This is a genomic window from Microbacterium shimangi, assembly GCF_043556445.1.
Lineage (GTDB): Bacteria > Actinomycetota > Actinomycetes > Actinomycetales > Microbacteriaceae > Microbacterium.
The window spans coordinates 898895-923678 of record NZ_JBIGII010000003.1 but is presented as its reverse complement, the minus strand read 5'-3'; the positions used below and the strand labels follow the sequence as shown (position 1 = coordinate 923678).

At 68.2% G+C, this 24784-nt stretch carries 22 protein-coding genes; 9 read left to right on the top strand and 13 right to left on the bottom strand.

Features of this window, described 5'->3' with window-relative positions; genetic code table 11:
• Window positions 1–11: 11 nt before the first annotated feature.
• From ACFXQA_RS06065 to ACFXQA_RS06055, 3 genes are read right to left on the bottom strand one after another with little or no spacing between them, the layout of a single operon-like run.
• Window positions 12–1649, bottom strand: a complete 1638-nt coding sequence (locus tag ACFXQA_RS06065; RefSeq protein WP_394518897.1) for a SulP family inorganic anion transporter — start codon at window positions 1647–1649, stop codon at window positions 12–14.
• Entirely contained in the window at window positions 1646–1897 is a 252-nt protein-coding gene (locus ACFXQA_RS06060; RefSeq protein ID WP_394518896.1) for a three-helix bundle dimerization domain-containing protein, read from the bottom strand. Before ACFXQA_RS06060 ends, ACFXQA_RS06065 begins: the two co-directional genes overlap by 4 nt.
• Before the next feature lie 7 nt (window positions 1898–1904).
• Window positions 1905–3122, bottom strand: coding sequence for an Acg family FMN-binding oxidoreductase (locus ACFXQA_RS06055; RefSeq protein WP_394518895.1), 1218 nt, complete (start codon window positions 3120–3122; stop codon window positions 1905–1907).
• Window positions 3123–3440: 318 nt separating this feature from the next.
• Between ACFXQA_RS06055 and ACFXQA_RS06050 the strand changes: the two genes are divergently transcribed.
• The 3 genes from ACFXQA_RS06050 to ACFXQA_RS06040 all read left to right on the top strand — a co-directional run bounded on the left by ACFXQA_RS06050 (window position 3441) and on the right by ACFXQA_RS06040 (window position 8369).
• Window positions 3441–3968, top strand: a complete 528-nt coding sequence (locus ACFXQA_RS06050; RefSeq protein ID WP_394518894.1) for a pyridoxamine 5'-phosphate oxidase family protein — start codon at window positions 3441–3443, stop codon at window positions 3966–3968.
• A gap of 121 nt (window positions 3969–4089) precedes the next feature.
• On the top strand, window positions 4090–5931 hold the full coding sequence (locus ACFXQA_RS06045; RefSeq protein WP_394518893.1) for a universal stress protein: 1842 nt from the start codon (window positions 4090–4092) through the stop codon (window positions 5929–5931).
• Window positions 5928–8369: a phosphoketolase family protein gene (locus tag ACFXQA_RS06040; protein ID WP_394518892.1), complete on the top strand. Its 2442-nt coding sequence runs from the start codon at window positions 5928–5930 to the stop codon at window positions 8367–8369. The genes ACFXQA_RS06045 and ACFXQA_RS06040 overlap by 4 nt, the downstream gene beginning before the upstream one ends.
• A 9-nt stretch (window positions 8370–8378) precedes the next feature.
• On the opposite strand, the gene ACFXQA_RS06035 is transcribed toward ACFXQA_RS06040, so the two are convergent.
• A complete protein-coding gene (locus ACFXQA_RS06035; protein ID WP_394518891.1) occupies window positions 8379–9179 on the bottom strand; it encodes a universal stress protein in 801 nt (266 codons plus the stop codon).
• A 184-nt stretch (window positions 9180–9363) separates the two neighbouring features.
• Here ACFXQA_RS06035 and ACFXQA_RS06030 point away from each other — a divergent pair, with 184 nt between their 5' ends.
• Both ACFXQA_RS06030 and ACFXQA_RS06025 read left to right on the top strand, forming a co-directional pair.
• Window positions 9364–11028 (top strand): sensor histidine kinase, encoded by a 1665-nt coding sequence (locus tag ACFXQA_RS06030; RefSeq protein ID WP_394518890.1) that lies wholly within the window; start codon window positions 9364–9366, stop codon window positions 11026–11028.
• Window positions 11025–11672 (top strand): response regulator, encoded by a 648-nt coding sequence (locus tag ACFXQA_RS06025; protein ID WP_394518889.1) that lies wholly within the window; start codon window positions 11025–11027, stop codon window positions 11670–11672. Before ACFXQA_RS06030 ends, ACFXQA_RS06025 begins: the two co-directional genes overlap by 4 nt.
• 39 nt (window positions 11673–11711) lie before the next feature.
• Here the strand turns inward: ACFXQA_RS06025 and ACFXQA_RS06020 are convergent, their stop codons facing one another.
• The 9 genes from ACFXQA_RS06020 to ACFXQA_RS05980 all read right to left on the bottom strand — a co-directional run bounded on the left by ACFXQA_RS06020 (window position 11712) and on the right by ACFXQA_RS05980 (window position 20941).
• Complete coding sequence (locus tag ACFXQA_RS06020; protein ID WP_394518888.1) at window positions 11712–12131, bottom strand: Asp23/Gls24 family envelope stress response protein; 420 nt, start codon at window positions 12129–12131, stop codon at window positions 11712–11714.
• A gap of 85 nt (window positions 12132–12216) precedes the next feature.
• Window positions 12217–14973, bottom strand: coding sequence for a cation-translocating P-type ATPase (locus tag ACFXQA_RS06015; protein WP_394518887.1), 2757 nt, complete (start codon window positions 14971–14973; stop codon window positions 12217–12219).
• Window positions 14973–15557 (bottom strand): DoxX family protein, encoded by a 585-nt coding sequence (locus tag ACFXQA_RS06010; RefSeq protein ID WP_394518886.1) that lies wholly within the window; start codon window positions 15555–15557, stop codon window positions 14973–14975. The genes ACFXQA_RS06015 and ACFXQA_RS06010 overlap by 1 nt, the downstream gene beginning before the upstream one ends.
• A gap of 56 nt (window positions 15558–15613) precedes the next feature.
• Complete coding sequence (locus ACFXQA_RS06005) at window positions 15614–15979, bottom strand: cupin domain-containing protein (protein ID WP_394518885.1); 366 nt, start codon at window positions 15977–15979, stop codon at window positions 15614–15616.
• 235 nt (window positions 15980–16214) lie between these two features.
• On the bottom strand, window positions 16215–17480 hold the full coding sequence (locus tag ACFXQA_RS06000; protein WP_394518884.1) for an ABC transporter substrate-binding protein: 1266 nt from the start codon (window positions 17478–17480) through the stop codon (window positions 16215–16217).
• The gene (locus ACFXQA_RS05995) at window positions 17477–18580 is read right to left on the bottom strand and encodes a branched-chain amino acid ABC transporter permease (RefSeq protein ID WP_394518883.1); all 1104 of its coding nucleotides are present in this window, start codon (window positions 18578–18580) and stop codon (window positions 17477–17479) included. Before ACFXQA_RS05995 ends, ACFXQA_RS06000 begins: the two co-directional genes overlap by 4 nt.
• Window positions 18580–19461 (bottom strand): branched-chain amino acid ABC transporter permease, encoded by an 882-nt coding sequence (locus ACFXQA_RS05990; RefSeq protein WP_394518882.1) that lies wholly within the window; start codon window positions 19459–19461, stop codon window positions 18580–18582. The genes ACFXQA_RS05995 and ACFXQA_RS05990 overlap by 1 nt, the downstream gene beginning before the upstream one ends.
• Before the next feature lie 3 nt (window positions 19462–19464).
• Window positions 19465–20175 (bottom strand): ABC transporter ATP-binding protein, encoded by a 711-nt coding sequence (locus ACFXQA_RS05985; protein WP_394518881.1) that lies wholly within the window; start codon window positions 20173–20175, stop codon window positions 19465–19467.
• A complete protein-coding gene (locus ACFXQA_RS05980) occupies window positions 20162–20941 on the bottom strand; it encodes an ABC transporter ATP-binding protein (protein ID WP_394518880.1) in 780 nt (259 codons plus the stop codon). Before ACFXQA_RS05980 ends, ACFXQA_RS05985 begins: the two co-directional genes overlap by 14 nt.
• Before the next feature lie 284 nt (window positions 20942–21225).
• Between ACFXQA_RS05980 and ACFXQA_RS05975 the strand changes: the two genes are divergently transcribed.
• The 4 genes from ACFXQA_RS05975 (at window position 21226) to ACFXQA_RS05960 (ending at window position 24777) form a co-directional block, all read left to right on the top strand.
• On the top strand, window positions 21226–22590 hold the full coding sequence (locus ACFXQA_RS05975) for an aminomethyl transferase family protein (protein ID WP_394518879.1): 1365 nt from the start codon (window positions 21226–21228) through the stop codon (window positions 22588–22590).
• Between the two features lie 189 nt (window positions 22591–22779).
• Window positions 22780–23688 (top strand): IclR family transcriptional regulator, encoded by a 909-nt coding sequence (locus ACFXQA_RS05970; protein WP_394518878.1) that lies wholly within the window; start codon window positions 22780–22782, stop codon window positions 23686–23688.
• Entirely contained in the window at window positions 23685–24470 is a 786-nt protein-coding gene (locus ACFXQA_RS05965; RefSeq protein WP_394518877.1) for a DUF1932 domain-containing protein, read from the top strand. The genes ACFXQA_RS05970 and ACFXQA_RS05965 overlap by 4 nt, the downstream gene beginning before the upstream one ends.
• Complete coding sequence (locus ACFXQA_RS05960; protein WP_394518876.1) at window positions 24463–24777, top strand: hypothetical protein; 315 nt, start codon at window positions 24463–24465, stop codon at window positions 24775–24777. Before ACFXQA_RS05965 ends, ACFXQA_RS05960 begins: the two co-directional genes overlap by 8 nt.
• Window positions 24778–24784: the final 7 nt, after the last annotated feature.

Here is a 24784-nt window from a genome sequence, read left to right as displayed (position 1 = left end):
TCGAACGGTGGTCAAAGCCTTCGGGCACGGCGCACGTGGCTCCGTGCGTGCTCGACTGCCGCCGGGAGATCTTCGAAGAGATGGTTCTGGTGTCGCAGTGCGGAGATGACGCCGACACGGGTCGCCACGCGGAGGTGGCGTGGCTGGATCCCTTTGATGAGGACCGTGATATTCCTCCGCTCCAGAGACTGCACGAGTTCGGTGACGACGCGGGCGCCGGTGGCGTCGAGAACCTGGAGATGAGAAAGACGGAGGATGACGACGGAGACGCCGCTGATGCTGCTGACCACGTCGATCATGCGGTCGGCGGCCCCGAAGAACAGCGCTCCATCCAGTCGGAACACCGCGATCTCCGCATCCTCGTCGCGAGCCGGCGGACTGATCTCTTCGCGGTGCACTCCTCCGGAAGCGGCAAGGGCACGCAGGGCGAAGAACGCGGCGGCGGCTATCCCGATGCCGACGGCGATGATGAGGTCGAACGACACGGTCACGACGGCGGTGGCGACGAAGACGACGGCGTCGGCCTTGCTGGCGGTGACGACGCTCCGGACCGTGGAGGGAGAGACCATCCGGGTTGCGGTCACCATGAGCACACCGGCGAGGGCCGCGAGCGGAATCTGAGACACGGCCGTCGTGGCCAGATAGACGACCGCGACGAGAACGACCGAGTGGGTGACCGCGGCGAGACGGCTCTGCGCCCCCGAGCGAAGGTTCACCGCGGTGCGCGCGATCGCGCCGGTTGCCGGCATCCCGCCGAAAAGGCCCGATGCGATGGACGCGAGGCCCTGCCCCACGAGTTCGCGGTCGGCGTCGTAGGGGCCGGTATCGGACAGCGACGCGGCAACCCGGGCGGAGAGCAGCGACTCGATCGCCGCGAGCACCGCGATCGTCAGGGCCGGACCCGTCAATGTCGCCACCAACGCGAAACTGACCGTGGGGAGGGCGGGCGCGGGTAGCGCGGAGGGGAGTTGTCCGATCCGGTCGATGGGCAGCTTCGCGACCACCGCGACGATCGTGACGACGACGATAGCGATGAGGGAGGCCGGGATGCGGCGGGTGAACCGCGGCAGGACGATCATGATCGCGGCGACCGCCAGCGTGGCGCCGACGGCCCAGGCCGTTTCGGATCCCGTCACGGACGGCAACGCCTCGACAGCGGCCACGACCGTGTTGCTGCTCGGACCGGGCGAGACCCCGAGAGATGCAGGCACCTGCTGCAGGAAGATGATGACGGCTATGCCGAGGGTGAAGCCTTCGATCACCGGCCAGGGGATGAATGACACGATGCGGCCGAGTTTCGCGACGCCGGCGATGAGCACGAAGATCCCCGCGAGGACGCTGAGCAGGGGAACGACCTGCGCGCCCTGGGTCGCCACGATCGGTCCGAGTACGACGACCATCGCGCCCGTCGGACCGGAGACCTGCACGTTCGATCCTCCGAACACCGCGGCAACGACGCCCGCGATGATCGCGGTGATCAACCCGACCTCCGCGCCGACCCCGGAACTCACTCCGAACGCGAGGGCGAGCGGCAGTGCGACGATTCCGACGGTGACTCCGGCGACAAGGTCGCCCCGCCAGGTTCGCGGCACCTGACGGTAGTCCGCCCTGCCGGGGAGCAGCGGCGCGAAGTACTTTCGCGCTGTCACCGTGGCCCGTCTCCCACAGGTCTCGCGATGTCGCCCGCCGCGTCTCGACTCTCGCGCGCGAGACGGGAGCGGGTGTCATGCTCGACCAGATTGGCCACGTACATCTGAATCGGCAGACCGGCGAATGCGGCGTACTGGGTACGCATCATCGCGTCGATACGCGCACGAGCGAGGTGGGGAAAGTGCCGGGCGACGCGGGCCGCCGAGTCCTGGAACACCGACTCGGAAGGGGCGATTTCGCGCCTCACCGGGCCCTCACTCCTGGCCGGCGACGAAGTCATCGGCGTCACGACGCATCGTGGGCGGATACTCGACCGTCGCCGTACCGACCCGGACCAGCATCTGGATCGTCGATCCGCCCGGTGCGTACGCCTCGTGAATTGCCGCCCGCTCCTTTTCCATCGAAGAGTATTCCTCGAGAACCTGACTGACGGGTTGAACGACGAGGCCGAGACTCCGGGCCCGCAACGACAGTTTCGCGTACAGCATCCCGGCGTCGACCTGCTCCGTCCTGCTGTTTCCCGCGGTGTCAACGCCGGCATAGGCGGGCGTGTGCGCGGCGCCGTCGGTGGCGAGGGCGACATCGCGTTGGGCCGATACGGCCGGGCTGTTGGTGGCGGGCAGCAACGTCGCGAGCCCCTGGAGGAGGTACTTCATGAAGCCCGTCGTGCCCTGCCCCTCGACGGCGAAGCCGGAACGCGCCTCGTTCTTGCTGTACTCGTTCGACCGGAAGACATCGGCACTCTCCGCCGCGACGGCACTGTTCTGGGACTCGATGATCGATCCCCTGACGGTGGCGTCACCGATCGCCGCGACATCGTCCGGCTCACGGTAGAGCGCGACACTGCTGCCGCTCGTGGCGAGGCCCGCGAGCTCATCCGCCTGCGCCACGGTGACCTCCGTCGCCGCGTACGGGCTGCGGTTCGTGTCGGAGCGGAACATCGACGCGTAGTCGACGTCGGCAGTAGCGGTGCCCGAAGTCAGCGCGACTTTCGCGACCGGGAGACGGCTCATGCTCTCGGAAAGATCTCCTTCGTCGTACTCGCCCTCGGGGAACAACTCGATCGACACCCCAGTCCCGACCTTCGCCCCCGCAACGCGGAGGTACTCCAAGAAGGTGCCCTGCGAGATCATCGTCTGCCGCGCAAGCGGATCCACCTCGGGGGTGAGACGAGAGGGGTCGGCGTAGACGTACATCACGTTCTCGTCAGCCTCGTCCAACGTCACCGTCCAGGGCTGCTCGTTGTGGCTGCTGGGCGCCAGAATTGCGTGCGCGACGAGGCGCATCCGTGGATCGTCGAGCTTCTCCGCGTAGTCCTCCGCCCACGGCTCGAGGTAATCAGCGGGTGCGAAGATGCCGCCCGCGCCGAGAACGACGACGAGCAGGACACCTGCCGCGGTGGCGATCGAGCCCGAGACGATCCCCACGACTTTGGCCGCCCTGTGGGAGACCCGGGAGGTGCGCGCGTTCATTTTTCTGCTTTCCGATCGGAGCGAGCCGTTCGGGAGCCGGCGGATCGTCGTTGACACACGGGCTCCCACTACGAGGCTGGCAGCGGCACGGCGGGGGCGGCAGAGGCGAAGGTCCTCCCCCGCGGCACGAAGACGGAGGACTTTCGCCCCTATCGTCGCGACCGACGCCGGGATTGGCTGGGCGCAGACGCACGGAAGGCTCTCACCATGACAATCCCCCCCTACACGGCTCCCGACTCGCGGACATCATCGGCGGCTCCCGCTTCCGCGCCCTCTGAGTCCTCCCCACCCCGCTCCCCGGTGGCGTCGTCTTCGGAAGTGGAGAGCCTCACAGTGAGCCGCTGCTGGGATTTCCTCGAGAACGCGGATTTCGGCCGGCTGGCTGTGCTCAGCTTCGACGGCATGCCCGACGTGTTCCCCGTGAACTATCTCGCCGCGGGGGGAGACATCTTCATGCGGTCGGCTCCCGGCGCGAAACTGCGAAGCATCGCCGGTCATCCGAGCGTGGCCTTCGAAGTCGACGGAGAAGACGCCGGGTTCCGGTGGAGCGTCGTCGTGCGCGGCGTCGTGGAACGGCTGAGTCTCGACGCGGACATCGATGCATCGGGGGTCGCGTCTCTGGTCACGGCAAGCCCCACCGTCAAGCAGATCTTCCTCCGGCTAGTGCCGAGAACGGTCAGTGGTCGACGGTTCCGCGACCGCCGGAACCCCCTGACGCGGGGCCTACTCGGCGGGGTGCCGGCGACCGCCCTGGTCAACGCGGCTCGCTCACGCAAACCTCACCCCATCCCGCATTTCGCGCCGCCCGCCGGCAGCGACCAACGTTCAGGGCTCCCGGGTCGCTGAGCCGAGCGTGGCTGCTTTCCGGCCGAAGACGGCGGGGCGGGACGTTCGGCCCTGTTACTGCCGCCCGCGCCGGGTGACGCTGGGAGCAGCCGGTTTTCGGCTGTCGGGAAGGGAACACCTCATGAACGCACAACTCGTCGTCGGATGGGACGGGTCGGCCTCAGCGCAACGCGCGCTCGGGTGGGCACAGCAACAGCGAGGCGCAACGTCGCTCTTGCTCGTGCAGGTCGTGAAGGAGGGCACCCTGGTCGACAGCTTCGATCCGTGGGGCGTACCGCTGTCGGAGCGGGACTCTTCGCTCGAAGCTGCCGCCGCCGGTGTGCGCGAATCGGCCCCTCACCTCGTGGTCGAGACCCGAACGGTCGAGGGCGGTGCCGCCGAAGAACTCGCCCGGTTCACACGCCCCGACGTGCTGCTGATCGTCGGCGACCGGCACCGCTCCGCGCTGCGGTTCCGGGCGGGATGGAGCGTAGGCGCACGGCTGGCGGCGGTGGCGGCCGGACCGGTCGCGATCATCGGAGACGACCTTCCCCTCACCGCTTCCGGCGTCGTGGTGGGTGTCGATGACTCCGACGGAGCCCGCGCCGCCCTCATCTTCGCAGCGCAGCAGGCAGAGCTCGCGGGGGATTCCCTCCACGTCGTGCACGCCTGGCACAGCTCTTCGCTCTGGCGCGACCGTGCCATGCCGCCGGCCCGTTCCCTGACGGAAATCGACGCACAGCACGCTGAGATCCTCACCGAGGCCGTCGACGAAGCGCGTCGCCTCCACCCCGCTCTCGAGGTCGTGGGCACGGTCGCCGACGCCAGCGCCGGGCGCGCCCTCCTCGACGCGTCGATCGGTCGCTCATTGGTCGTCGCCGGTGACGGAAATCACACGCGCATCGAACGGATGCTGCTGGGCTCCGCCAGCCACGAGCTCCTGCTCAATCTGACCGTTCCGACCGTCATCGTGGGGCGGCACGTCGCCGGCCCGCGGGAAGTGTCGTCGGCCCGCGAAGCGGAGGACGAGGTCGCGCTGACGCGACCGTCGACGCAGATCCCCGCGCGAACGGTCGTCGGGTGGGACGGGAGCCGGCCTTCGCGTTCGGCGCTGGAATGGGCGGTCGCTCGGGAGCAAGCCGGCCCGATGCCCGGTCACGTCGACATCGTCATGGTCGCCGACGAGCCGTTGTCCGACAGCGACTCGGAGGTCACCGCGTCGACCATGGCCTTCGACGAGCGCGCTGTGCAGCACCTGATCAACCAAGTCGGTGATTCGTCTCCCGGCGTCGCGCTCCGCGGCAAGGTCGTCTACGGATTCGCTCTGCACGCGCTCTCTGAACTGACGCGAGCAGACACCCTTCTCGTCATCGGCACCGAAGACCGAGAAGGCTCTCGTCTGCGGTTCGGCTTCTCGGTCGGAGCGCACCTTCCGTTGCTCGCCCACGGTCCGATCGCGATCGTCCCCGCAACGGTCGACCCGTCGTTGACAGGCGTAGCCGTCGGTGTGGACGGCTCCGCCTCGTCGGACTCGGCCGTGCTGATCGCCGCCGCCGAGGCCGACCGGCGCCACGAGACTCTTCGTCTCGTCCACACCTGGGTGAAGCCGATGCTGTACTACACCCCGTTCTCGATGAATGACGATTACGTCGCCGACGTCGAGACCGACCACCACAGCATCCTCGACGCCGCGCAGCTTCTGGCTACCGCGACGTACCCGAACCTGACGATCGAGACGCACCTCGTTCTCGGCAACGCGGCGCAGGCCCTCGCCGAACTGACACCGGCCGCCGCCGTCATCGTCATCGGCAACCGCGGTCTCTCGGGATGGCAACGCCTGCGGGTGGGGTCGATCAGCCACCAGCTCGTCATGAACCTCCGCGTTCCACTGATCATCGCCGGTCACCCCGGCGCGGCGCGGCGCGTGACGGAACAGCGGTCACCGGGTGCAGCGAAGGTCTCGACGAAAGAGGCCCTCGTATGAGTGCCGTCGACGTGCCCGTCACGACGACGCAGACGGCGTGGGCTGCGTTGAGCACGGCCGGCGTGAGCGACCGCTCGCTCGATGAGTTGGACGCGTGGTGGCGGGCCGCCAACTACCTCTCGATCGGGCAGATCTACCTCCTCGACAACCCGCTGCTGCGCACACCTCTCGAGCCGGCGCACATCAAACCGCGGTTGCTCGGGCACTGGGGTACCACACCCGGTCTGAACTTCATCTATGCCCACCTCAACCGCGTGATCCGCGAACGCGACCTGAACACGATCTTCGTCACGGGGCCGGGTCACGGTGGCCCGGGGATGGTGGCGAACGCGTATCTCGACGGCACCTACAGCGAGATCTACGACGACATCGACCAGACCACCGACGGGGTGCGCAAGCTCTTCCGTCAGTTCTCCTTTCCCGGCGGCATTCCGAGTCATGTCGCTCCCGAGACGCCCGGCTCGATCCACGAGGGCGGCGAGCTCGGGTACTCGCTCTCCCACGCCTACGGCGCCGCTTTCGACAACCCGGATCTCCTCGTCGCGGCCGTGGTCGGCGACGGGGAGGCCGAGACGGGCCCCTTGGCCACGAGTTGGCACTCGAACAAATTCATCGACCCGTTGCGCGACGGCGTGGTTCTGCCGATCCTGCATCTCAACGGGTACAAGATCGCCAATCCCACCGTGCTCGCCCGCATCCCCGACCACGAACTCGACCAGTTGATGCGCGGCTACGGGCACACTCCCTACCTCGTTTCGGGCGGGTTCGGCGGCGAAGACCCCCGCGCGGTGCACCGTCGCTTCGCCGCGGTGATCGACGAGGCCATGAACCAGATCGCGCGGATCAAGGCTGACGCTCGTTCAGGGCGCCTCCACGGGCGACCCGCGTGGCCGATGATCATCCTCCGCACCCCGAAAGGATGGACCTGTCCGCCCTTCATCGACGGGAAGCCCGCCGAGAACAGCTGGCGCTCGCACCAGGTTCCGCTCGCGAACGCCCGGGACACCCCGGAGCACGTCGCCGTACTGGAGGGGTGGCTGCGCTCGTACCGGCCGGAAGAGCTCTTCGACGACGCCGGGGCTGTCGTCGGCCTTGCGACCGCCTTGGCACCCCGGGGGGAACGGCGGATGAGCGCGAACCCCGTCGCGAACGGCGGGTTGCTGCGCCGACCGCTGCGGCTGCCCGACTTTCGCGACTACGCCGTCGACGTCCCCTCCCCCGGTGCGACAACCGCTTCGGCCACCGCGGTGCTCGGAACATGGCTTCGCGACGTCATCGTCGCCAACCCCGACAACTTCCGCATCTTCGGCCCGGACGAGACGGCCTCCAACCGGCTCCAGGCCGTGTTCGAGGTGACCGACAAGCAGTGGGACGGCGAGGTCTCGGACCAGGACTTCGACAATCATCTGGCTCACTCCGGGCGGGTGGTGGAGATGCTGTCGGAACACCAGTGCGAAGGATGGCTCGAGGGCTATCTCCTCACGGGGCGGCACGGGTTGATCAACTCCTACGAGGCGTTCATCCACATCGTCGACTCGATGTTCAACCAGCACGCGAAGTGGCTGAAATCCTCGCGGGCGATCGCCTGGCGCCAACCGATCTCTTCGTTGAACTACCTGCTCAGTTCGCACGTCTGGCGCCAGGATCACAACGGCGCCTCGCATCAAGACCCCGGCTTCATCGACCACGTGATGAACAAGAAGGCCGACATCGTCCGGGTCTACCTGCCGTTCGACGCCAACACGCTGCTTTCGACGTACGACCACTGTCTGCGTTCGTTTGACTACGTGAACGTCGTCGTCGCGGGAAAGCAACCCGAGGCGAATTGGTTGTCGATGCCCGACGCCATCAGGCACTGCACGCGCGGGTTGGGCATCTTCGACTGGGCGGGGACCGAGAAGCACGGGGAAGAACCCGATGTCGTGCTCGCCTGCGCCGGCGACGTGCCCACGCTCGAGGTCCTCGCAGCGGCCAGCCTGCTCCGCGCGGCCATCCCGACCCTGAAAGTGCGCGTCGTGAACGTCGTGGACCTGATGCGGCTGCAGAGCGAGGGCGAGCACCCCCACGGTCTCAGCGATGCCGAGTACGACGCGATCTTCACAACCGACCGCCCCGTCATCTTCGCCTACCACGGCTACCCGTGGCTGATCCATCGCCTGACCTACCGGCGAAACGGCCACGCGAACCTGCACGTGCGGGGATTCATCGAGGAGGGCACGACGACGACGCCGTTCGACATGGTCATGCTCAACGAACTCGACCGGTACCGCCTCGTCATCGACGTCCTGGATCGGGTTCCGGGACTCGCGGCTCGCGAGGCCGCATTTCGACAGGAGATGCAGGATGCCCGCCTTTCGGCGCGCACCTACACCCGGGAGTTCGGGCAGGACATTCCCGTCGTCGCACAGTGGACGTGGGGCTCAGATCCGCGGGTCTGAGCCCTCCCCTCATCCCCCCGGCACGAACACGGTGGGCCCCGCCAAGTTCATCAAGACGTCGTGGGCGGTTGACCCGAGGGTCGCACCTCCCCCGGTGGACGCCGCCAACACGAGCAGGATGCTGGTCGGGGACGCGTCTGCGAGGGCCTCCGCCGCCGACAACTCGACCGATCGGAGTAGCACGCGCACCTCAGGAGCGACTCCGGTGACCGCGTCCCGGGCTGCGGCGAGCAGCCGGTCTGCGCCCGTCGCGACTTCGACGTCCGCGCCGAGGGGCAGCAGAGGTTCGTCTCCGCGGATCAAGGTCAGGTCTTCTCCGAGCGCGACGGCCTCCTTCGCAGCGAACACGACGGCGCGCCGCCCGGCCTCCGACCCGTCGACGCCGACGGTGACGCCGTGCCGGGCGCGTCCGGATGGTTCGGGAATGACCGCAACGGGGCACGATGCCGTGGCGACCAGACGCAAGCTCCGTGAGCCGAAGACCCGACCGCGGAGAAAGCCGGTCTTGTGGCTGCCGACCACAACAATCGACGCGTCGCCGGACGCGGCGATGAGTTCTGCCATCGGGTCGCCCTCGACGGACAAGCCTTTCACGGCGCCCACTCCGGGGATGCGGCGCGACGACGTCACGGCGTGCTCGAGTGAGAACCGCGGCACCGACTCGCCCCCGACGAGCCCATCCTTCCCGCCGTCGACAGCGTGCAGGAGCGTCAGATCGAGCCCCAACCGAGCAGCACGCTCTGCCGCCCAGGTGGTCGCTGCCTCGCTGGGTCCTGAACCGTCGACACCGACGAGAACTCTGCCTTTCATCGAATTACCTCCACTCCTCAGCCTGGACGCGATCTCGTTCGTCGCCCAGTGCCTAACGTCCCGTCTCTGCGGGGCGGCCTGTCAGCACCGGCGCGTATGTGCAAGGGGGTGGGTGAATGGCGGCGGGTGGAGCGACCATCACCACATAGCCGTGTCACCCGACCGACGGCAGAGCGGAGTTTTCGTGCCGCAACTGGACCCTGCCCCCGCGGGCGACCGAGAGCCGCGGGCCGACGGCATCTCCACGCAGTTGAGGGCGCTCCTCCGGGCGAATCGGGCGATCGTCGAAGACATCGACCTCCCGGCAGTGCTGCGGCGGATCGTCGATGCCGCCGTCGAGCTGGTGGATGCGGAGTACGGGGCCCTCGGTGTGGTCGGGACCGACGGGACGATCGACCAGTTCATCCACGTCGGAATGGACGCCGTCGCCGCCGATGCCATCGGTCATCCGCCCGCGGGCCACGGCCTCCTCGGCGCGCTGATCGCCGACCCGCACCCTGTCCGCCTCGCGGACATCCACGACGACGCACGCGCCAGCGGCTTTCCCCCGGCGCACCCGGCGATGGAGTCCTTCCTCGGGGTCCCGATCCGCGTCCGCGACCGGGTGTTCGGCAACCTCTACCTCACCAACGCCCGAGCCGGTTCCTTCACCTCGAACGACGAACACCTCGTCGTCGCTCTCGCCGCGACCGCCGGGGTCGCGATCGAGAACGCCCGCCTGTTCGCTGAGACGCGGCTGCGGCAGCGCTGGGCGCAGGCCGCTGCCGAGACGACCTCGGCGATCCTGGCCAGCGACAGCGAAGACGTCATCGGTCTCGTCGCCGCGCGTATCCTCGACCTCGCAGAAGCCGATCTGGTCGCGATCGTCTTCCCGACCGACGACGACGACCTGTTGCGGATCGGTGTCGCCCGGGGCGTCGACGCGGAGGCCTTCGAGGGCCAGGTCATCCGTGCGCGGGGCTCCATCTCGGGCAGCGTCCTCGCGGGGAAGCAACCGCGCGTGCTCGACAGCATCCCGCCGGCCCGCGCCGGGGGCCTACCCACCGCCGGCGGTCCGGTTCTCGCCGTACCCCTGGTCGCGGCGTCGAAGACGCTGGGAGTGCTCGCTGTCACCCGCAGAGCCGGTCGTGTCGGGTTCAGCACCGCCGATGTCGACATGGTGTCGGACTTCGCCGACTATGTCAGCGTCGCGATGGAGTTGGCGGCTGCGCGCGAGGCGCAGCAGCGCATGGTGCTGCTCGAAGACCGCGGGCGGATCGCGCGAGACCTCCACGATCACGTCATCCAAGAGCTGTTCGCCACGGGGCTCGGCCTTCATCAGATAGCGGGCAGCCTGCCCCCCGGCTCCACGGGATCGCGGATCGCGCACGCCGTCGACAGCCTCGACGTCAGCATCTCGCACATCCGCACGGTCATCTTCGCTCTCACCGCGAACGCCGAAGACGTCGTCACGGTGCGCCACAGGCTTCTCGATCTCGTTCACGAACTCGCACCCGTCCTCCGGCGAACCCCGAATATCAGCTTCGCGGGAGCCGTCGATCTGCTCGTCACGGGGCAACTCTCCGACGACGTCCTCGCGGTGGCGCGCGAGGCACTCACCAATACCGCTCGGCACGCGAGAGCCACCACGATCACGTTGCACCTGGCCGCCTCCGACGGCCGGATCACGCTCGAGATCGGTGACGACGGCAGAGGTTTCGCCGCGGAGACCCGGCGAAGCGGGCTCGCCAATCTGCAGCAGCGCGCAGAGAACCGGTCGGGAACCTTCACCGTCACCAGTGCACCCGGCGACACGCGAGTGCGCTGGTCGGTCCCCTTCCCCGCAGACCGCGAGAGGACCCACCCATGAGCGCAATCCGAGTGTTCCTCGTCGACGACCACGAGATCGTCCGCCGCGGGCTCGCCGAGTTGCTCGACACCGAGTCCGACATCGAGATCGTCGGTCAGGCGGGGACGGCGGCCGCGGCTCTTCCGCAGATCCTCGCGTCACGACCCGACGTCGCCGTCCTCGATGTGAGGCTTCCTGACGGGAGCGGCATCGACGTCTGCAGAGACGTGCGCTCCCGCGACCCCGAGGTGCGCTGCCTCATCCTCACCGCGTACGACGATGACAAGGCGCTGTACGCGGCTGTCATCGCCGGCGCCTCCGGGTACGTGTTGAAAGACATCAGGGGCGCCGGCCTTGTCGACGCGGTCCGCGCGACGGCCGTCGGAGACACCCTCCTCGAACCCGCGGTCGTCGCCGCCGTTGCCGCGCGCCTCCGGGGTGAACACAGCGTGGACCCGCGGCTCGCGGGCCTCAGTGCCCGCGAGCAGCAGATTCTTTCGTTGATCGCCGACGGTCTAACGAACCGGCAGATCGGCGTCGAGCTCTCGCTCGCCGAGAAGACCATCAAGAACTACGTCTCGAGCGTCCTGAGCAAACTGGGGCTGGAGCGGCGCACCCAGGCCGCCGTCTTGCAGACAGAGCTGCGCCCGCCTCGGATCGATTGATCGTCGGAGGCGGGCGCGAGGCGACCAGACTCGGTCGGGTCAGGCTGCGGGTTCGGTCTCGGGCTGAGCGGCCTCTTCCGGGGTGAAGATGTCGTTCACGGTCACGTTCACGGCGGTGACTTCGAGACCGACGAAGGTTTCGACCGCGTCTATCACGGCGTTTCGCACGTCGGATGCGACCTCCTGCAGGCTCATCGGGAACTCGGCCGAAAGTGTCACATCCGCACTCACCGTCGAATCGGTCACGGTCACGGTGACCCCCTGGCTGTGGTTCGTGTTGTTCAGCGCGCCCCGCACCACGCCGATGACACGACCTGCGACTCCTCCCAGTGCGTGCACTCCGGTGACATCGTGAGCCGCGATGCCGACGACCTTCGCGATCACGTCATGCTCGATCGTCGTGGTGCCCCGCTCCGAGTTGAGGGTGGTGGCTGAGCTGTGCTCGATCGTGGTGGTCATGAGAGTCTCTTTCACCCGTCACCGGGTATTGCGGAGGCGACTCACGATCACGTCTGCGTTCGTGTCGCCGCTCCTGTCTTCGACGCTACGCACCGCCGCGCGCGGGCTGAAGAGTCGAAGGTCCCGACACCGCGCGGTCGTTTCGCAGACGCCTCTCGACGGACTTCCCGACCTCCGCGAGCACGAAGACGAGAGCGGCCAGTCCGACGGTGTAGGCCCATTCGCGAACCCCGATCGGGGCCGAGTGGAACCACGGGTGCATGAAGGGCGCGTAGACGAAGACGAGCTGAAGGACGAGAAGCGTGCCCGCCGAGATGTAGATCGCGCGGTTTCCGTGCAGAACCGCCAGACGCAGGCTCGAGGCGCGGAGGAAACGACAGCTGAAGAGGAAGGCGAGCTGACCCAGGGTCAACATCGTCACCGCGGTGGTCTGTGCTTCGGCACTCGTGGAGCCGATACCGGTCTCGTAGAAGAAGACGCCGATGGTCGCGGCGGTGATCAGCGCCGTCACCCAGATGATCCGTCCGACGAAACTGCGGTCCAGGATTCCTCGGCCCGTCCGAGCGGGGGGCCGTCCCATCACTCCGGGCTCCGCCGGTTCGGTTGCGAGCGCCAGGGACAGGGTGATGGCGGTGATCAGGTTGACCCAGAGGATCTGCGTGGCCTGCAGCGGGAGCGCAAACCCGACGAGAACCGCGAGCAGCACCACGAGCGCCTGCGCGGAGGTCGTGGGCAGAAGGAAGAGGATCGATTTCTGCAGGTTGTCGCGAATTCGACGCCCCTCCTGCACGGCGTGGCCGATCGTCGCGAAGTTGTCGTCCGCGAGAACGATATCGGCGGCCTCCTTCGTCGTCTCCGTGCCCTTGATCCCCATCGCCACTCCGATGTCGGCACGACGCAGCGCGGGAGCGTCGTTGACGCCGTCACCTGTCATCGCCACGATTTCGCCGCGCGACTGGAGCGCTGCCACGATGCGGAGCTTGTGCTCGGGGCTCGTCCGCGCATAGACGTCGACGCCGGACGCCACGTCGGCGAGCTCCTCGTCGGTCATGGCCTCGATGGCATCGCCGGTGAGGGTGGGCGAGTCGACGTCGGCGATACCCATCTCCCGGGCGATCGCGAGTGCGGTGCCCGGGTGGTCACCGGTGATCATCTTGACGCGGATCCCCGCCGAGTGCATCACTCCGATGGCGGCAACGGCCTCCGCGCGAGGAGGGTCGAGAATCCCGGCGACTCCGAGGAACAGCATCCCGGAATCGAAGTCTTCACTGCTCAGGTCGCCCGTCTCCGGGGTCGTGTCCGACCGAGCGGCGGCCAGAACGCGCAGGCCGTGGGCACTGAGCCCGTCGATGATCTCCGCCCACCTGGCCCGATCGATCGGGTGAGGCCGGCCGTCTGCGCCGAGCTCGTGGGTACAGCGGGCGAGCACGACCCCCGGCGCTCCCTTGAGGTAGATCCGCGAGGTGCCGTCTGCCGCCTGGTTCCGCGTCGCCATGTACTTCGTCTCGGCGGAGAAGGGGACCACCGCCAGGCGCGCCTGCCGGCCGGTCTCGAACGACGCCTTCGCTGCGAGGGTCCGCAGGGCACCCTCCGTCGGGTCGCCGACGATCTGCCATTCCCCCTCGACCTCTCGAAGATGCGCGTCGTTGCAGAGGGCGAAGGCCTCGACGACGGCCCGGAGATCCGAGTGGATCGCGCCATCGCCGTCGAGACGCGTGATGGCGCCGACGGGCGAATAGCCTCCGCCCGAGACGGTGTAGCGGGCGGCGCCCGTGACGACCGAGCGGGCGGTCATCTCATTGCGCGTCAGCGTTCCCGTCTTGTCGGTGCAGATCGTGGTGACCGAACCGAGCGTCTCGACGGCGGTCAGCTTTCTGACGATGGCGTTGTGGCCCGCCATCTGACGCACCCCGAGAGCGAGCGTGATCGTGACGAGCGCGGGCAGTCCCTCGGGGATCGCGGCGACCGCGAACCCGATGGTCGCCGGGATCAACTCGCCGAAATCGCGTTCGTGAACCAGTCGTCCGATGATCAACATCACCCCCGCGATGGCGACGATCGTCAGCGAGATCTTCTTGCGGAAAGCATCCAGTTGCCGCGTCAGAGGCGTCGCCGTGTTCTTGGTCCCGGTCACCAGAGCGTGGATGTGACCGATCTCGGTGTCGAGCCCCGTCGCGGTGACGACGGCCATCCCGTCACCGGCAGTGACGTGCGTACCCGAGAACACGACGTTGGATCGGTCGCCCAGGCTGCTGGACACCGGCACCGGGGCGAGGTTCTTCGCGGTGGGAAGAGACTCTCCGGTCAGCGCCGACTCATCGACCCGGAGGACGCTGCTCCGGATCAGACGGGCGTCCCCCGGCACCTTGTCGCCCGGCTCGACGCGGACGATGTCGCCCGCGACGAGCTCGGCGGCGTCGATGTTCGTCCACTGTCCGGCACGTTTGGTCTTCGCGCTCAGCGAGAGCATCGCACGGATGCCCTCCAGCGCCCGCTGCGAACGACCGTCTTGGACGACGCCGACGATCGCGTTGATGATCGTCACCGCGAGGATCACGCTCGCGTCGACCCAGTCGCCCATCACGAAGGTCACCACCGCGGCGCCGAGCAGAACGTAGATGAGGATGTCGTTGAACTGGCGGAGGAACGTCGATATCGGATGCGGGGCGCGAGGCGTGGGCAGAGCATTCGGTCCGTGCACACGCAGCCGGCGAGCCGCTTCATCCGCGCTCAGTCCGGAGTCGTGGGTATCGAGATCTCGGAGGACCTCTTCCACGGTGTGCGCGTGGTGGGCCACCGGCTTCGCCGTCGGCGCGCTGGTGGCTGGCCGGACGGGCGCCATCAGATGAGCCACGGAAGGCGCTGCACGAGCGGCAGCTTCTTCCACCACGCGCCCGCACCCCAGGTGTCACCCGCGTGCAGCACGGCGACGACGATCAGAGCCAGCGCGTAGATGATGTGGTAGTCGACAAGGGGGTTCGTCGAGGCGGCGTTCGCCATGAACGGCCACTCGGCGAGGTACATCAGCACCATCACCAGACTGCCGACGACAGCGCTCACACGCAGCCCGATACCGAGGATGACGGCCACGCCGATACCGAGCATCGCCAGCTGGAAGAGGACGTCGCTGGCGGGGCTGGCAATCGCAGCAAAGACGTCCTTCAACGGGCCGACCACGCTGTCACTCCGAAGGAAGCCCTGGCTGGGTGTGCCGCCTGCGACCCACGCACGCTCGGCGAGCGTCGAAAAACCGAGCCCGAACGTCTTGTCGAAGAACGCCCAGAGAAAGATGAACCCGCTGGCGATCCGCAAGAGGGCGAGAACGCGACGGCCCGCATGGCTGGCGACCGGCTCGGTGCGCACGGGAGTAGTGGCGGCGGCGGACGACGCGGAGACGCGTCGATCGAAGTCGGTGGGAATGGTCATGAAAGCCTCCAGGCTGTCTCGGCCGGGTGGGCCTCATAACCAATCTCGCCTTTCGGCTACGGCACGGGTAGAGCCGAAGGTCCCCTCTCGGCGGCCCGCTTCACAACGGTCAGAAGGATCACCGAGTCCTCGATCGCGTCGAGCGCGTGCCGTTCGTCAGGGATGGTCAGAAGGTCTCCCGGTGAGCCGTTCCAGAACACCTCGCCCGCCGTCAGCGTGACGCGCCCCGTGAGAACGTGCAGGGTCGCCTCCCCGGGGTTCTCGTGTTCTGCGAGCTGTTCGCCGGCCCGCAGGGCGATCAGGGTCTGACGAAGGAGGTGTTCGTGGCCGCCGTACACGGTCTTCGCACTCCGACCGCTGGACGCCGCGCGCGCCAGATCGAGTTCATGTCGCGCGAGCGCGACGAGTGAGGTCTTCTGCATGATCCGCTTTCGGTCTCGTCCCCACCGGCGGTGGAGACGCTCCCCACGCTCGTCCGTTGTCGGCCCCCCGCGCCAGAGTCGAAAGTCCTCCACCCCGACGCGACACGCGACGGGTGCGGTCGGGGCCGCCGTACAGGTCTCGACCCGGGTGTGGTCTCGCAGCATCCGCTCGCCCCGTGCACGAAAACGGTGGCCCGACCCTGGGGGTCGGACCACCGTTTCGCGCGGGACGGGATCAGCCGAAGTCTTCGACCGTCGCGTATCCGGTGCCGTTGTACTTCTGGACGACCACCGACGAGACCGCGGGCTGGCCGTCGACCGTCGTGTCGACGGCGGTGCCGTCGAGCATCAGCGGGGCCTGGAAGTCGGTGATGCCGCGCAGGGCCTCCATGAAGTTCTCACGGGTGGGCTCGGTCATCTCCCCGAACGCCTGCTCGAGGGTCGCTCCGACCATCCAGCTCCACTGGCAGTGGGGGAACGCCGGCATGTCGGGGTAGTCGCCGTACTCCTTCAGCGCCGAGAGGTACTCCACGACATCCGGGTCTTCGGCGAACGCGGGGCTCTGCGGTGCCTTCGCGAACGACACCGAGTAGATGCCGGGGAACGCATCGGCGCCGCCGGGCTGAAGGATCGCGGTGGGGCTCGACGTGTTCGAGGGCAAGAACCAGCTCGGCTTCCAGTCGAGCTGCTGCGCCTTCTGCAGCGACGAGATCACGAGCGGGGTGATCGACATCGCGTTGACGAAGACGTCGGCGTCGGTCGCGGCGAGTTCGGTGAGCTGCGCGTCGACGGCCGTGTCGGTCGCTTCGTAGGTCAGCTCCTTGACGATCTCGATGTTGTCCGAACCCTCGACGGCCGACTTGAAGCCTTCGAGGTACCCCTCGCCGTAGTCGTCGTTCTGGTACAGCACGGCGACCTTGTGGTCTTCGGACGACGACGCCAGCAGCTCGCCGAACGCCTGACCCTCGTTCTGGTAGATCGGCACGAAGCCGAGCTGCCAGGGGCTCTCTTCGGTCTCGCTGAAGATCGGGTCACCGGTCATGACGAGCACCTGGGGCACCTCGTCGGCGACCGCGGCCTCGAGGTAGGCGCGGTTCGTGGGCGTACCCAGACCCGCGGTCATCGCGAAGACGCTGTCTTTCAACTGGTCGAAGTTGGCCTTGGCCTTCTGCGGGTCGTAGGCGTCGTCGAGGGCATTGATCTCGACCTGCCGGGTCTTCCCGTCGCCGAACTCGATGCCGCCGTCGGCGTTCTTCGCGCCGAAGTAGGCCGTGATCCCCGCGACGGTGCACGTGCCGGGACCGGCGGTCGCGCCGCTGAGCGGTGTCGTGATGCCGAGCGTGAGGGTCGTGTCGGTGATGCCGGGGCTCGCTTCTGCCGCGCCCGACTCACCCCCTCCGCCGCCATCGGCACCGCGCGCGCAGCCCGCGAGCGTCAACGCGAGCGCCGATCCGAGGGCGACGATGCCCAGGACGCTCCTGCTCCTCTTGCTCATGTTCATGCCTGATCTTCTTTCTTGGTGTCGGTCCCCGCGGAGCCGCCTGCTGCGGCGTCTCGAGGGGTGGTTCCCTCCGATGCGGAGCGCTGCTGTGCGCCCCGCGTCGAAGCGGGTGGGGCGCCGGTGGGCGCAGAGTGGTGAGGTGTGCGTCGAAGGCGTCGCAGTCGGGCAGGCAGCGAGGCCAGCCCGCCGGGAAGGAGGAAGAGCACGAGCAGCAGCAGAGCGCCCTGCAGCACCGCGGTGAGGTTCGGGTCGATCTCGTTCGTCAGCTGCGGGGCGAGCACGTAGTACGCGCCGCCGAGAAGCGACCCGACGATGCTGCCCGCGCCGCCGATGACCATGGCGGCGAGAAGCTGGATGCTGTGACCGAAGCTCATGGTCTCGGGTGAGGTGTACTGCACCACCACCATGTAGAGGAAGCCGCTCACCCCGCCGATGAGCGAGGCGACGGTGAACGCGAGCACCTTGTAGCGGTAGGGCGAGATGCCCATCGACGATGCGACGGCCTCGTTCTCTTTCACAATGGCGAACGCGCGGCCGTACTTGCCCCGCACCAGGTTCCGGGTGAGGAGGAAGGTGACCCCGGCGACGAGGATCACGATGTAGAGCTGCCACTGGTCATCGGCCAGCCCGGTCCATTCCGGCGCGTCGGTGAAACGCGCCGAGGTGCCCTGCGAACCGCCGGTGAACTCCGACAGCCGCTTGGCCAGCGGCACCCCGACGATCGGGAGCGCGATCGTGACCATGGCGATCGCGAGTCCGCCGAGACGTGCCGCGGCGAGGGCGATGATGAGTCCGACGATGCCCGGCAGCACGATGCTCGCGATGAACACGAGCGTGATGTTCCAGTCGCTCTCGACCCCGTAGGCGGTGATGTACGCACCGAATCCGACGAAGAAGATCTGCCCCAGCGACACCTGCCCGGTGTAGCCCATGACCACGTTGAGGCCGAGGACGGCGACGGCGAAGACGCCGATGCGAGCGAGAGTCTGGCTCTCGAACTCGGGGAGCAGAAGCGGAAGGACGAGCAGGATCACCACGACGGCGACGGCGATCGCGGGCTTGACCCAGCGGCGGGAGAGGAAGGATGCTGCAGCGGACATCAGACGCGCACCACGGCTTTCCGGCCGAACAGGCCCTGCGGTCGCACGATGAGCACGACGAAGATCAGCACGAACGGCACGGCGACCTTGAGGTCGTAGCCGATGAACGGCACGTAGACGGCGGCGAGGTTCTCGAGCACCCCGATGATCCAGGCCGCCAACACCACCCCGAACGGGCTCGACAGGCCGCCGAGGATGACGGCGGCGAGGGCGTACACGAGGGCGTTGTCCATCATTCCGGGGGTCAGCGTGAGCTGCGGGGCGATGAGCGCGCCCGCGACGGCGCCGAGCACGGCCGCGAGGCCCCAGCCGACCATGAGCAGTCGCCCGACGGGGAGCCCCGAGAACGACGCCGACTGCGGGTTCACCGCGACCGCCCGGAGTGCGAGCCCCAGCTTTGTGCCGAGGAAGAGCGCCTGCAACGCGATCATGATCGCGACGATCACCAGGGTCGTGCCGATCGATCGCACGCTCACCGACGCACCGAGCACCGCCACGGTGTCGAGCGAGAAGAGCGAGGCGAACTGCTGGTTGTTGTACGTGAACAGCCAGCCGCAGATTCCGGTGATGAGTGTCAGCAGACCGATCGTGACCACCACTGCGGTGTCGGGGTCGCCCCGCTCGAACCGGCGCATCACCCACCGTTCGATGAAGGCACCCATGGCGAACGACACGAGGATCGAGAGCAGGATCGCGACGATCAGCGGAATGCCGAAGCCGGTGAACCACCAGGCGATGTAGGCCGAGAGCACGGCCATGCCGCCCTGCGCGAAGTTGATCAATCCCGTCGCTTGATTGACGAGGACGATGGCGAGGGCGAGGGCCGCGTACACCGATCCGATCGACAGTCCGTCGACGACGAGTTGGACGAAGGTACCCATCGGTCAGCCTCCCAGGTAGGCGCGTCGGATCTCGTCCATGCCCTTGAGCTCGGACGAGGTGCCGGTCAGCACGTTGCGCCCCGTCTCGAGCACGGTGGCGCTGTCGACGAGGCGGAAGGCGAGGTTGGCGTTCTGCTCGACGACGAGCATCGCGATGCCCGACTCCGTGCGGAGACGCGCGATGGCGTCGTAGACATTGCGGGCCGTGCTGGGGGCGAGACCCAGCGAGGCCTCGTCGAGCAGCAGCAGTCGGGGCCGCGCCATGAACGCGCGGGCGACGGCGAGCATCTGCTGCTCACCCCCCGAGAGGGCGGAGGCGTGGGAGCGGAAGCGCTCCTTCAGGTTCGGGAAGAGCTCGAGGCAGTAGTCGATGTCGGACTGCACGCCCTTGCGGTCTTTGCGCCGGTAGGCCCCGACGCCGAGGTTCTCGCGCACGGTGAGGGAGCCGAGCGTGCCGCGCCCCTCCGGTACGTGGGCGATGCCGATTCCCGCGACACGGTCGGTGCGCATGCCGCGGATGTCGGCGCCGTCGAAGCGGATGCTGCCGCCCGCCCGCACGACACCGCTGATCGCGCGGAGGGTCGTGGTCTTTCCCGCGCCGTTCGCGCCGAGGATGCCCACCGCGCCGCCTTCGGGCACCGACAGCGACACGCCGTCGAGCACCTGCACGGGGCCGTAGAACGCCGTGACGTTCTCGAGTTCAAGCAGCGCCATCGACCGCGTCCTTTCCGATGTAGGCCTCGATGACGCGCGGGTCGTTCTGCGCCTGAGCGGCCGTGCCCTCCATGAGCTTGCGGCCGTGGTCGAGGACGACGACGCGGTCGGTCAGGGCGGCGATGAGTCCCATGTGGTGCTCGACCACGATGACGGTGATGTCGTCGTCGCGGATGCGGCGGACCGTCGCGATGAGCTGCTCCACCTCGGAGTGCGGAAGGCCGGCGGCGGGCTCGTCGAGGAGCAGCAGCCGGGGGCGCGAGAGCAGCGCACGGCAGATCTCGATGCCCTTGTGCAGACCGTGCGACAGCTCGTCGGCCGGAAGATCGGCCGCCCAGTCGAGTCCGGTGCGCTCGAGCAGCGCCCGCGCCTCGGCGCGCAGTTCGCGCTCCGAGCGCAGCGTGCGCGGTGACCGGAGCGACCATTCGGTGGGCCCGCCCGGCAGACGCGTGTGGGCGCCGAGCAGCACGTTCTCGAGCACCGTCGAGTGCAGTTGCAGGGCCGGATGCTGGAAGGTCCGGGCCAGACCCCGCCGAGCCAGACGTGCCGGGGTCGAGCCGAGCATCTCGTCTTCGTCGATGCGGATCGAGCCGGAATTCGGGCGATAGTGCCCACTGATGCAGTTGAACAGCGAGGTCTTGCCCGCGCCGTTCGGACCGACCAGACCGAAGATCTGGCCCGGTTCGACCGTGAACCCCACGTTCTCGAGCACCGTGATGCCACCGAATCGCAGGTTCACCTCCTGCAGTGTCAGCCGAGCCGCCATGCTCACCTCTTCCGTGTCGCAGCGTCTTCGCTCGCGACATTCCGGGCGAATCCCGCCCTGTCTGGGAAGTTACGGATCCGCGCTCCGATTGTCAACGATTTTGGCGTGCAGTTATCCGCCCGTGATGCTCGACCCGCCGCTTCTGGCGCCCGGCCGCGCTGCCGTTGCGTCCCACCGTGGCACCGGACGCCGCATCCGGACCCCTCGATTCCTTTCATCGGAAGACGACGCGTCGGATGGCGACAAGGGGCGCACCATCGGACGTAACGAAAGGAAAGTCGACGATGACATCCGAATCCCTCGCCTCGGCGATCACCCGCGCCGGCTCCGCCGTGGAGCTGCTGCGCAACCAGAACTGGCCGGCATTCACCTTCCCGGTGGCGCCGGAGTTCACCAACTGGCGCGACGAACAGCGCTCCTGGAGCACCACCGTGGCGCTCATGGACCAGTCCCACCACATGACGCAGCTCTTCCTCGGCGGAAGCGAGCTCATCCCACTGCTCGAATCGGTGTCGCCGAACACGTTCGCGACGTTCCGCCCGGGTGTCGCGAAGCAGCTCATCTCGGTCAACGAGGGCGGCTACCTCATCGGCGACGGCATCTTGTTCTACAACGAAGACGCCCCCGAGGGGCTCGTCCTCGTCGGCCACCACATCCTCATCGACTGGATCCGCTTCAACGTCGAGAAGGCCGCGGCCGCCGGCAAGGACGTGCACCACCGGCTCGAGCCCAACTCGCACATGCGGCAGGGGCCGCCGACCTTCTACCGCTACGAGCTGCAGGGGCCCCGCGCGAACGAGGTCATGGAGAAGCTCTTCGGTGGGCCGCCCCCCGAGGTGAAGTTCTTCCACATCGGCGACTTCGAGATCGGCGGGCGGGCCGTGAAGGGCCTGCGCCACGGGATGGCCGGACAGCCGGGGTTCGAGTTCTTCGGGCCGTGGGCCGATAGCGAGGCCGTGCTCGACGCGATCCTCGAAGCGGGCGCGGAGTTCGAGATCCGCCGCGTCGGAGCGAAGGCGTACTCCGCCACGCCGCTGGAGTCGGGCTGGGTTCCGACCCCGTTCCCCGCGGTCTTCGACGAAGATCTCGCCGACTACCGCGAATGGCTTCCCGCCGCCAGGATCGGGTCGGTCGCCGGTTCGCTCTTCTCCGACGACGTGCGCGACTTCTACCTGACCCCCTACGACCTGGGCCTCGGGCGCTCGGTGCGCTTCGACCATGACTTCCACGGTCGCGCGGCCCTCGAGCGCCACGCCGAGGTGCAGAGCCGCCGCAAGGTCACGCTCCTCTGGAACGCGGAAGACGTCGCATCGGTCGTTCGATCACAGCTCGAACCGGGCACCCCGGCGAAGTTCCTCGACTTCCCGAAGGCGCGCTACGGGCTCTACCAGATGGACGACGTGCAGCACGACGGCGCGAGCGTCGGCATCTCCACCGACGCCGGCTACATCGCGTTCGATCAGCTGTACATGTCGCTCGCGACGATCGACGTCGACGTCGCAGACGGCACCGAGGTCGAGGTCGTCTGGGGCGAGTATCCGGTGTCGAAGAAGGACTCGGTCGATCAGGCCCACCGCCAGGTGAAGATCCGCGCCACCGTCGCTCCCGCGCCCTACCACGACTGGGCGCGCACGGTCTATCGCGCCTGACGTGACGCAGCATCCGCGATTCTCGCTGCTTGCACCCCGCAGCAACCTCTTCCGCTGCACTTTGCGCCACCCGCGTCGTTCATCGATGGAGCGGATGACGGAAAGTGCAGCGGAAAGGATCGGCGGATGCTTTTGTCGAAGGGGCCGGGGCGGGGCGGCGGTGTGTAACCTCTCGAGGAGGAGGTCGCGATGGCGCGAAGATCCGCTGGTGAGTCGGCGCTGCACCGTCATCTGCGCGTCCTCGACGCCTTCGACGCTCTCCGACCGTTCCTCACCCTCGGAGAGCTGGCCCGCGCCGCCGACCTTCCGCTGTCGACCACCCACCGGCTGGTCGGCGAGCTTCTGCAGGAGGGGATGCTGGAACGCATGCCCGATCGCACGTACCGCCTCGGTGTGCGGCTCTGGGAGTACGCCTCGCGCACGCCCGGCGCGCTGGGGCTCCGCGAAGTCGCGCGACCGTGGCTCGCGGCCGCGCACGCGCGCATTCGGCAGCACCTGCAGCTCGGCGTGCGATCCGGCACCGACGTGCTCTTCATCGAGCGGATGTCGACGAAGGACGCCGTCGTCAACGCGACGCTGATCGGCGGACGCATTCCGCTGCACGCCTCGTCGATCGGTCTCGTTCTGCTGGCGCACGCTCCCGACGCCGTGATCGAAGAAACCATCGCCCACGGTCTCCGCGCCTACACCTCGCGCACCATCGCGACCGGCGCCGGACTCCGCTCGACCCTCCGCCGCATCCGCGCCGACGACCTCGCCATCGCGCCCGGGCACATCCACCTCGAGTCACGCGGGATCGCCGTTCCGGTCCGCGGACCCGACGGCTCGGTCTACGCCGCGATGGGAGCGGTCGTCCGCAACGACGACTCGTCGGCCGCGCCCGTGGTCGAGGTGCTGCGTGTCGCCGCCGCGGGGGTCACCCGCTCGCTCCGCGACGCCTACGCCTCCGACAGCGACGAGAACGCCGCCGTGCACGGACCGCGCCCCGACGCCGGGGTGTCGGCGCGTTCGTGGGAGTACATCGCCGCCCTCGATGCCCGCGTGCCGCGCTCGGTCGCGGGCGGATCGACCGCGGCGACGGGGCGGGCGGGCCGGTGACGGAGATCGCGGTCATCGGTCTCGGCGAGGCCGGCCGCCTCTACGCTCGCGGCTTCAGCGCTGCCGGCGCCGAAGTCCGCGGATACGACCTTCGCCCCCGCCTCGCGAGCGGCGAGCAGGTGGAGCGACTCGCCGACGCCGTCGAAGGCGCCGAGCTCGTCATCAGCCTGGTGGGCGCAGCATCCGCAGAAGACGTCGCGGCGCAGGTCTTCTCTCGCGTGAAGCCTCCGGTGATCTTCGCCGACTTCAACACCGCGTCCCCCGAACTGAAGGGTCGGATCGCGAGAATGGGGGCTGACCACGGCATCGACGTCGCCGACGTGGCGGTGCTCGCGCCCGTCCCTCGCGCGGCGGAACGCACCCCACTCCTCGCGAGCGGACCGGCGGCCCCCCGCCTCGCCGGGATGCTGCGTCCGCTCGGCGCCCCGATAGACGTTCTCGACGGAGGGGTCGGTGAGGCCGCGCGGATGAAGCTCCTGCGGAGCATCTTCACGAAGGGTTTGGCGACGCTGGCCATCGAAACCCTGACCGCTGCCCGGGCGGCAGGTGCCGAGGAGTGGGTTCGCGCGCAGATGGCGTCCGAGCTCGGCGCCGAGGGGCCCGCGCTCCTCGAACGCTTCGTCGCGGGCACGTACCAGCACGCCGAGCGCCGCGAGCACGAGGTGCGCGACGTGCTCGCCGAACTGGATTCGACGGGGCAACCCGCCGATATGACGCGCGGAACGCTGGCATGGTTCGAGCGCATCCTCGCCGACCGGCCCCAAGATGGGTCAGATGAGTGACCCCGCGAACCGCCGCATCGACCTGATCCTGAACAAACCGTGGTTCGCGCTGTACGGCGGCGTCAAACCGACGCTCGTCATCGAGGGGCGCGGACACCCGACCCAGTGGGGCCTCGGCACGTGGCAGGTTCCGACAGACCGCGCGGTCGTGATCGGCGTCTTCTTGTTCAACCGACTGTGGCGGTTCGGGCAGGCCGACTTCACTCTCGAGCCGGATGACGAGCCCGCGCTGATGTACCGCGCACCGGCGCTGCCGTTCGTTCGCGGTCGGATCGTTCAGGCGGGCTCGAGCACATCCCAGGCCTGAACTTGAC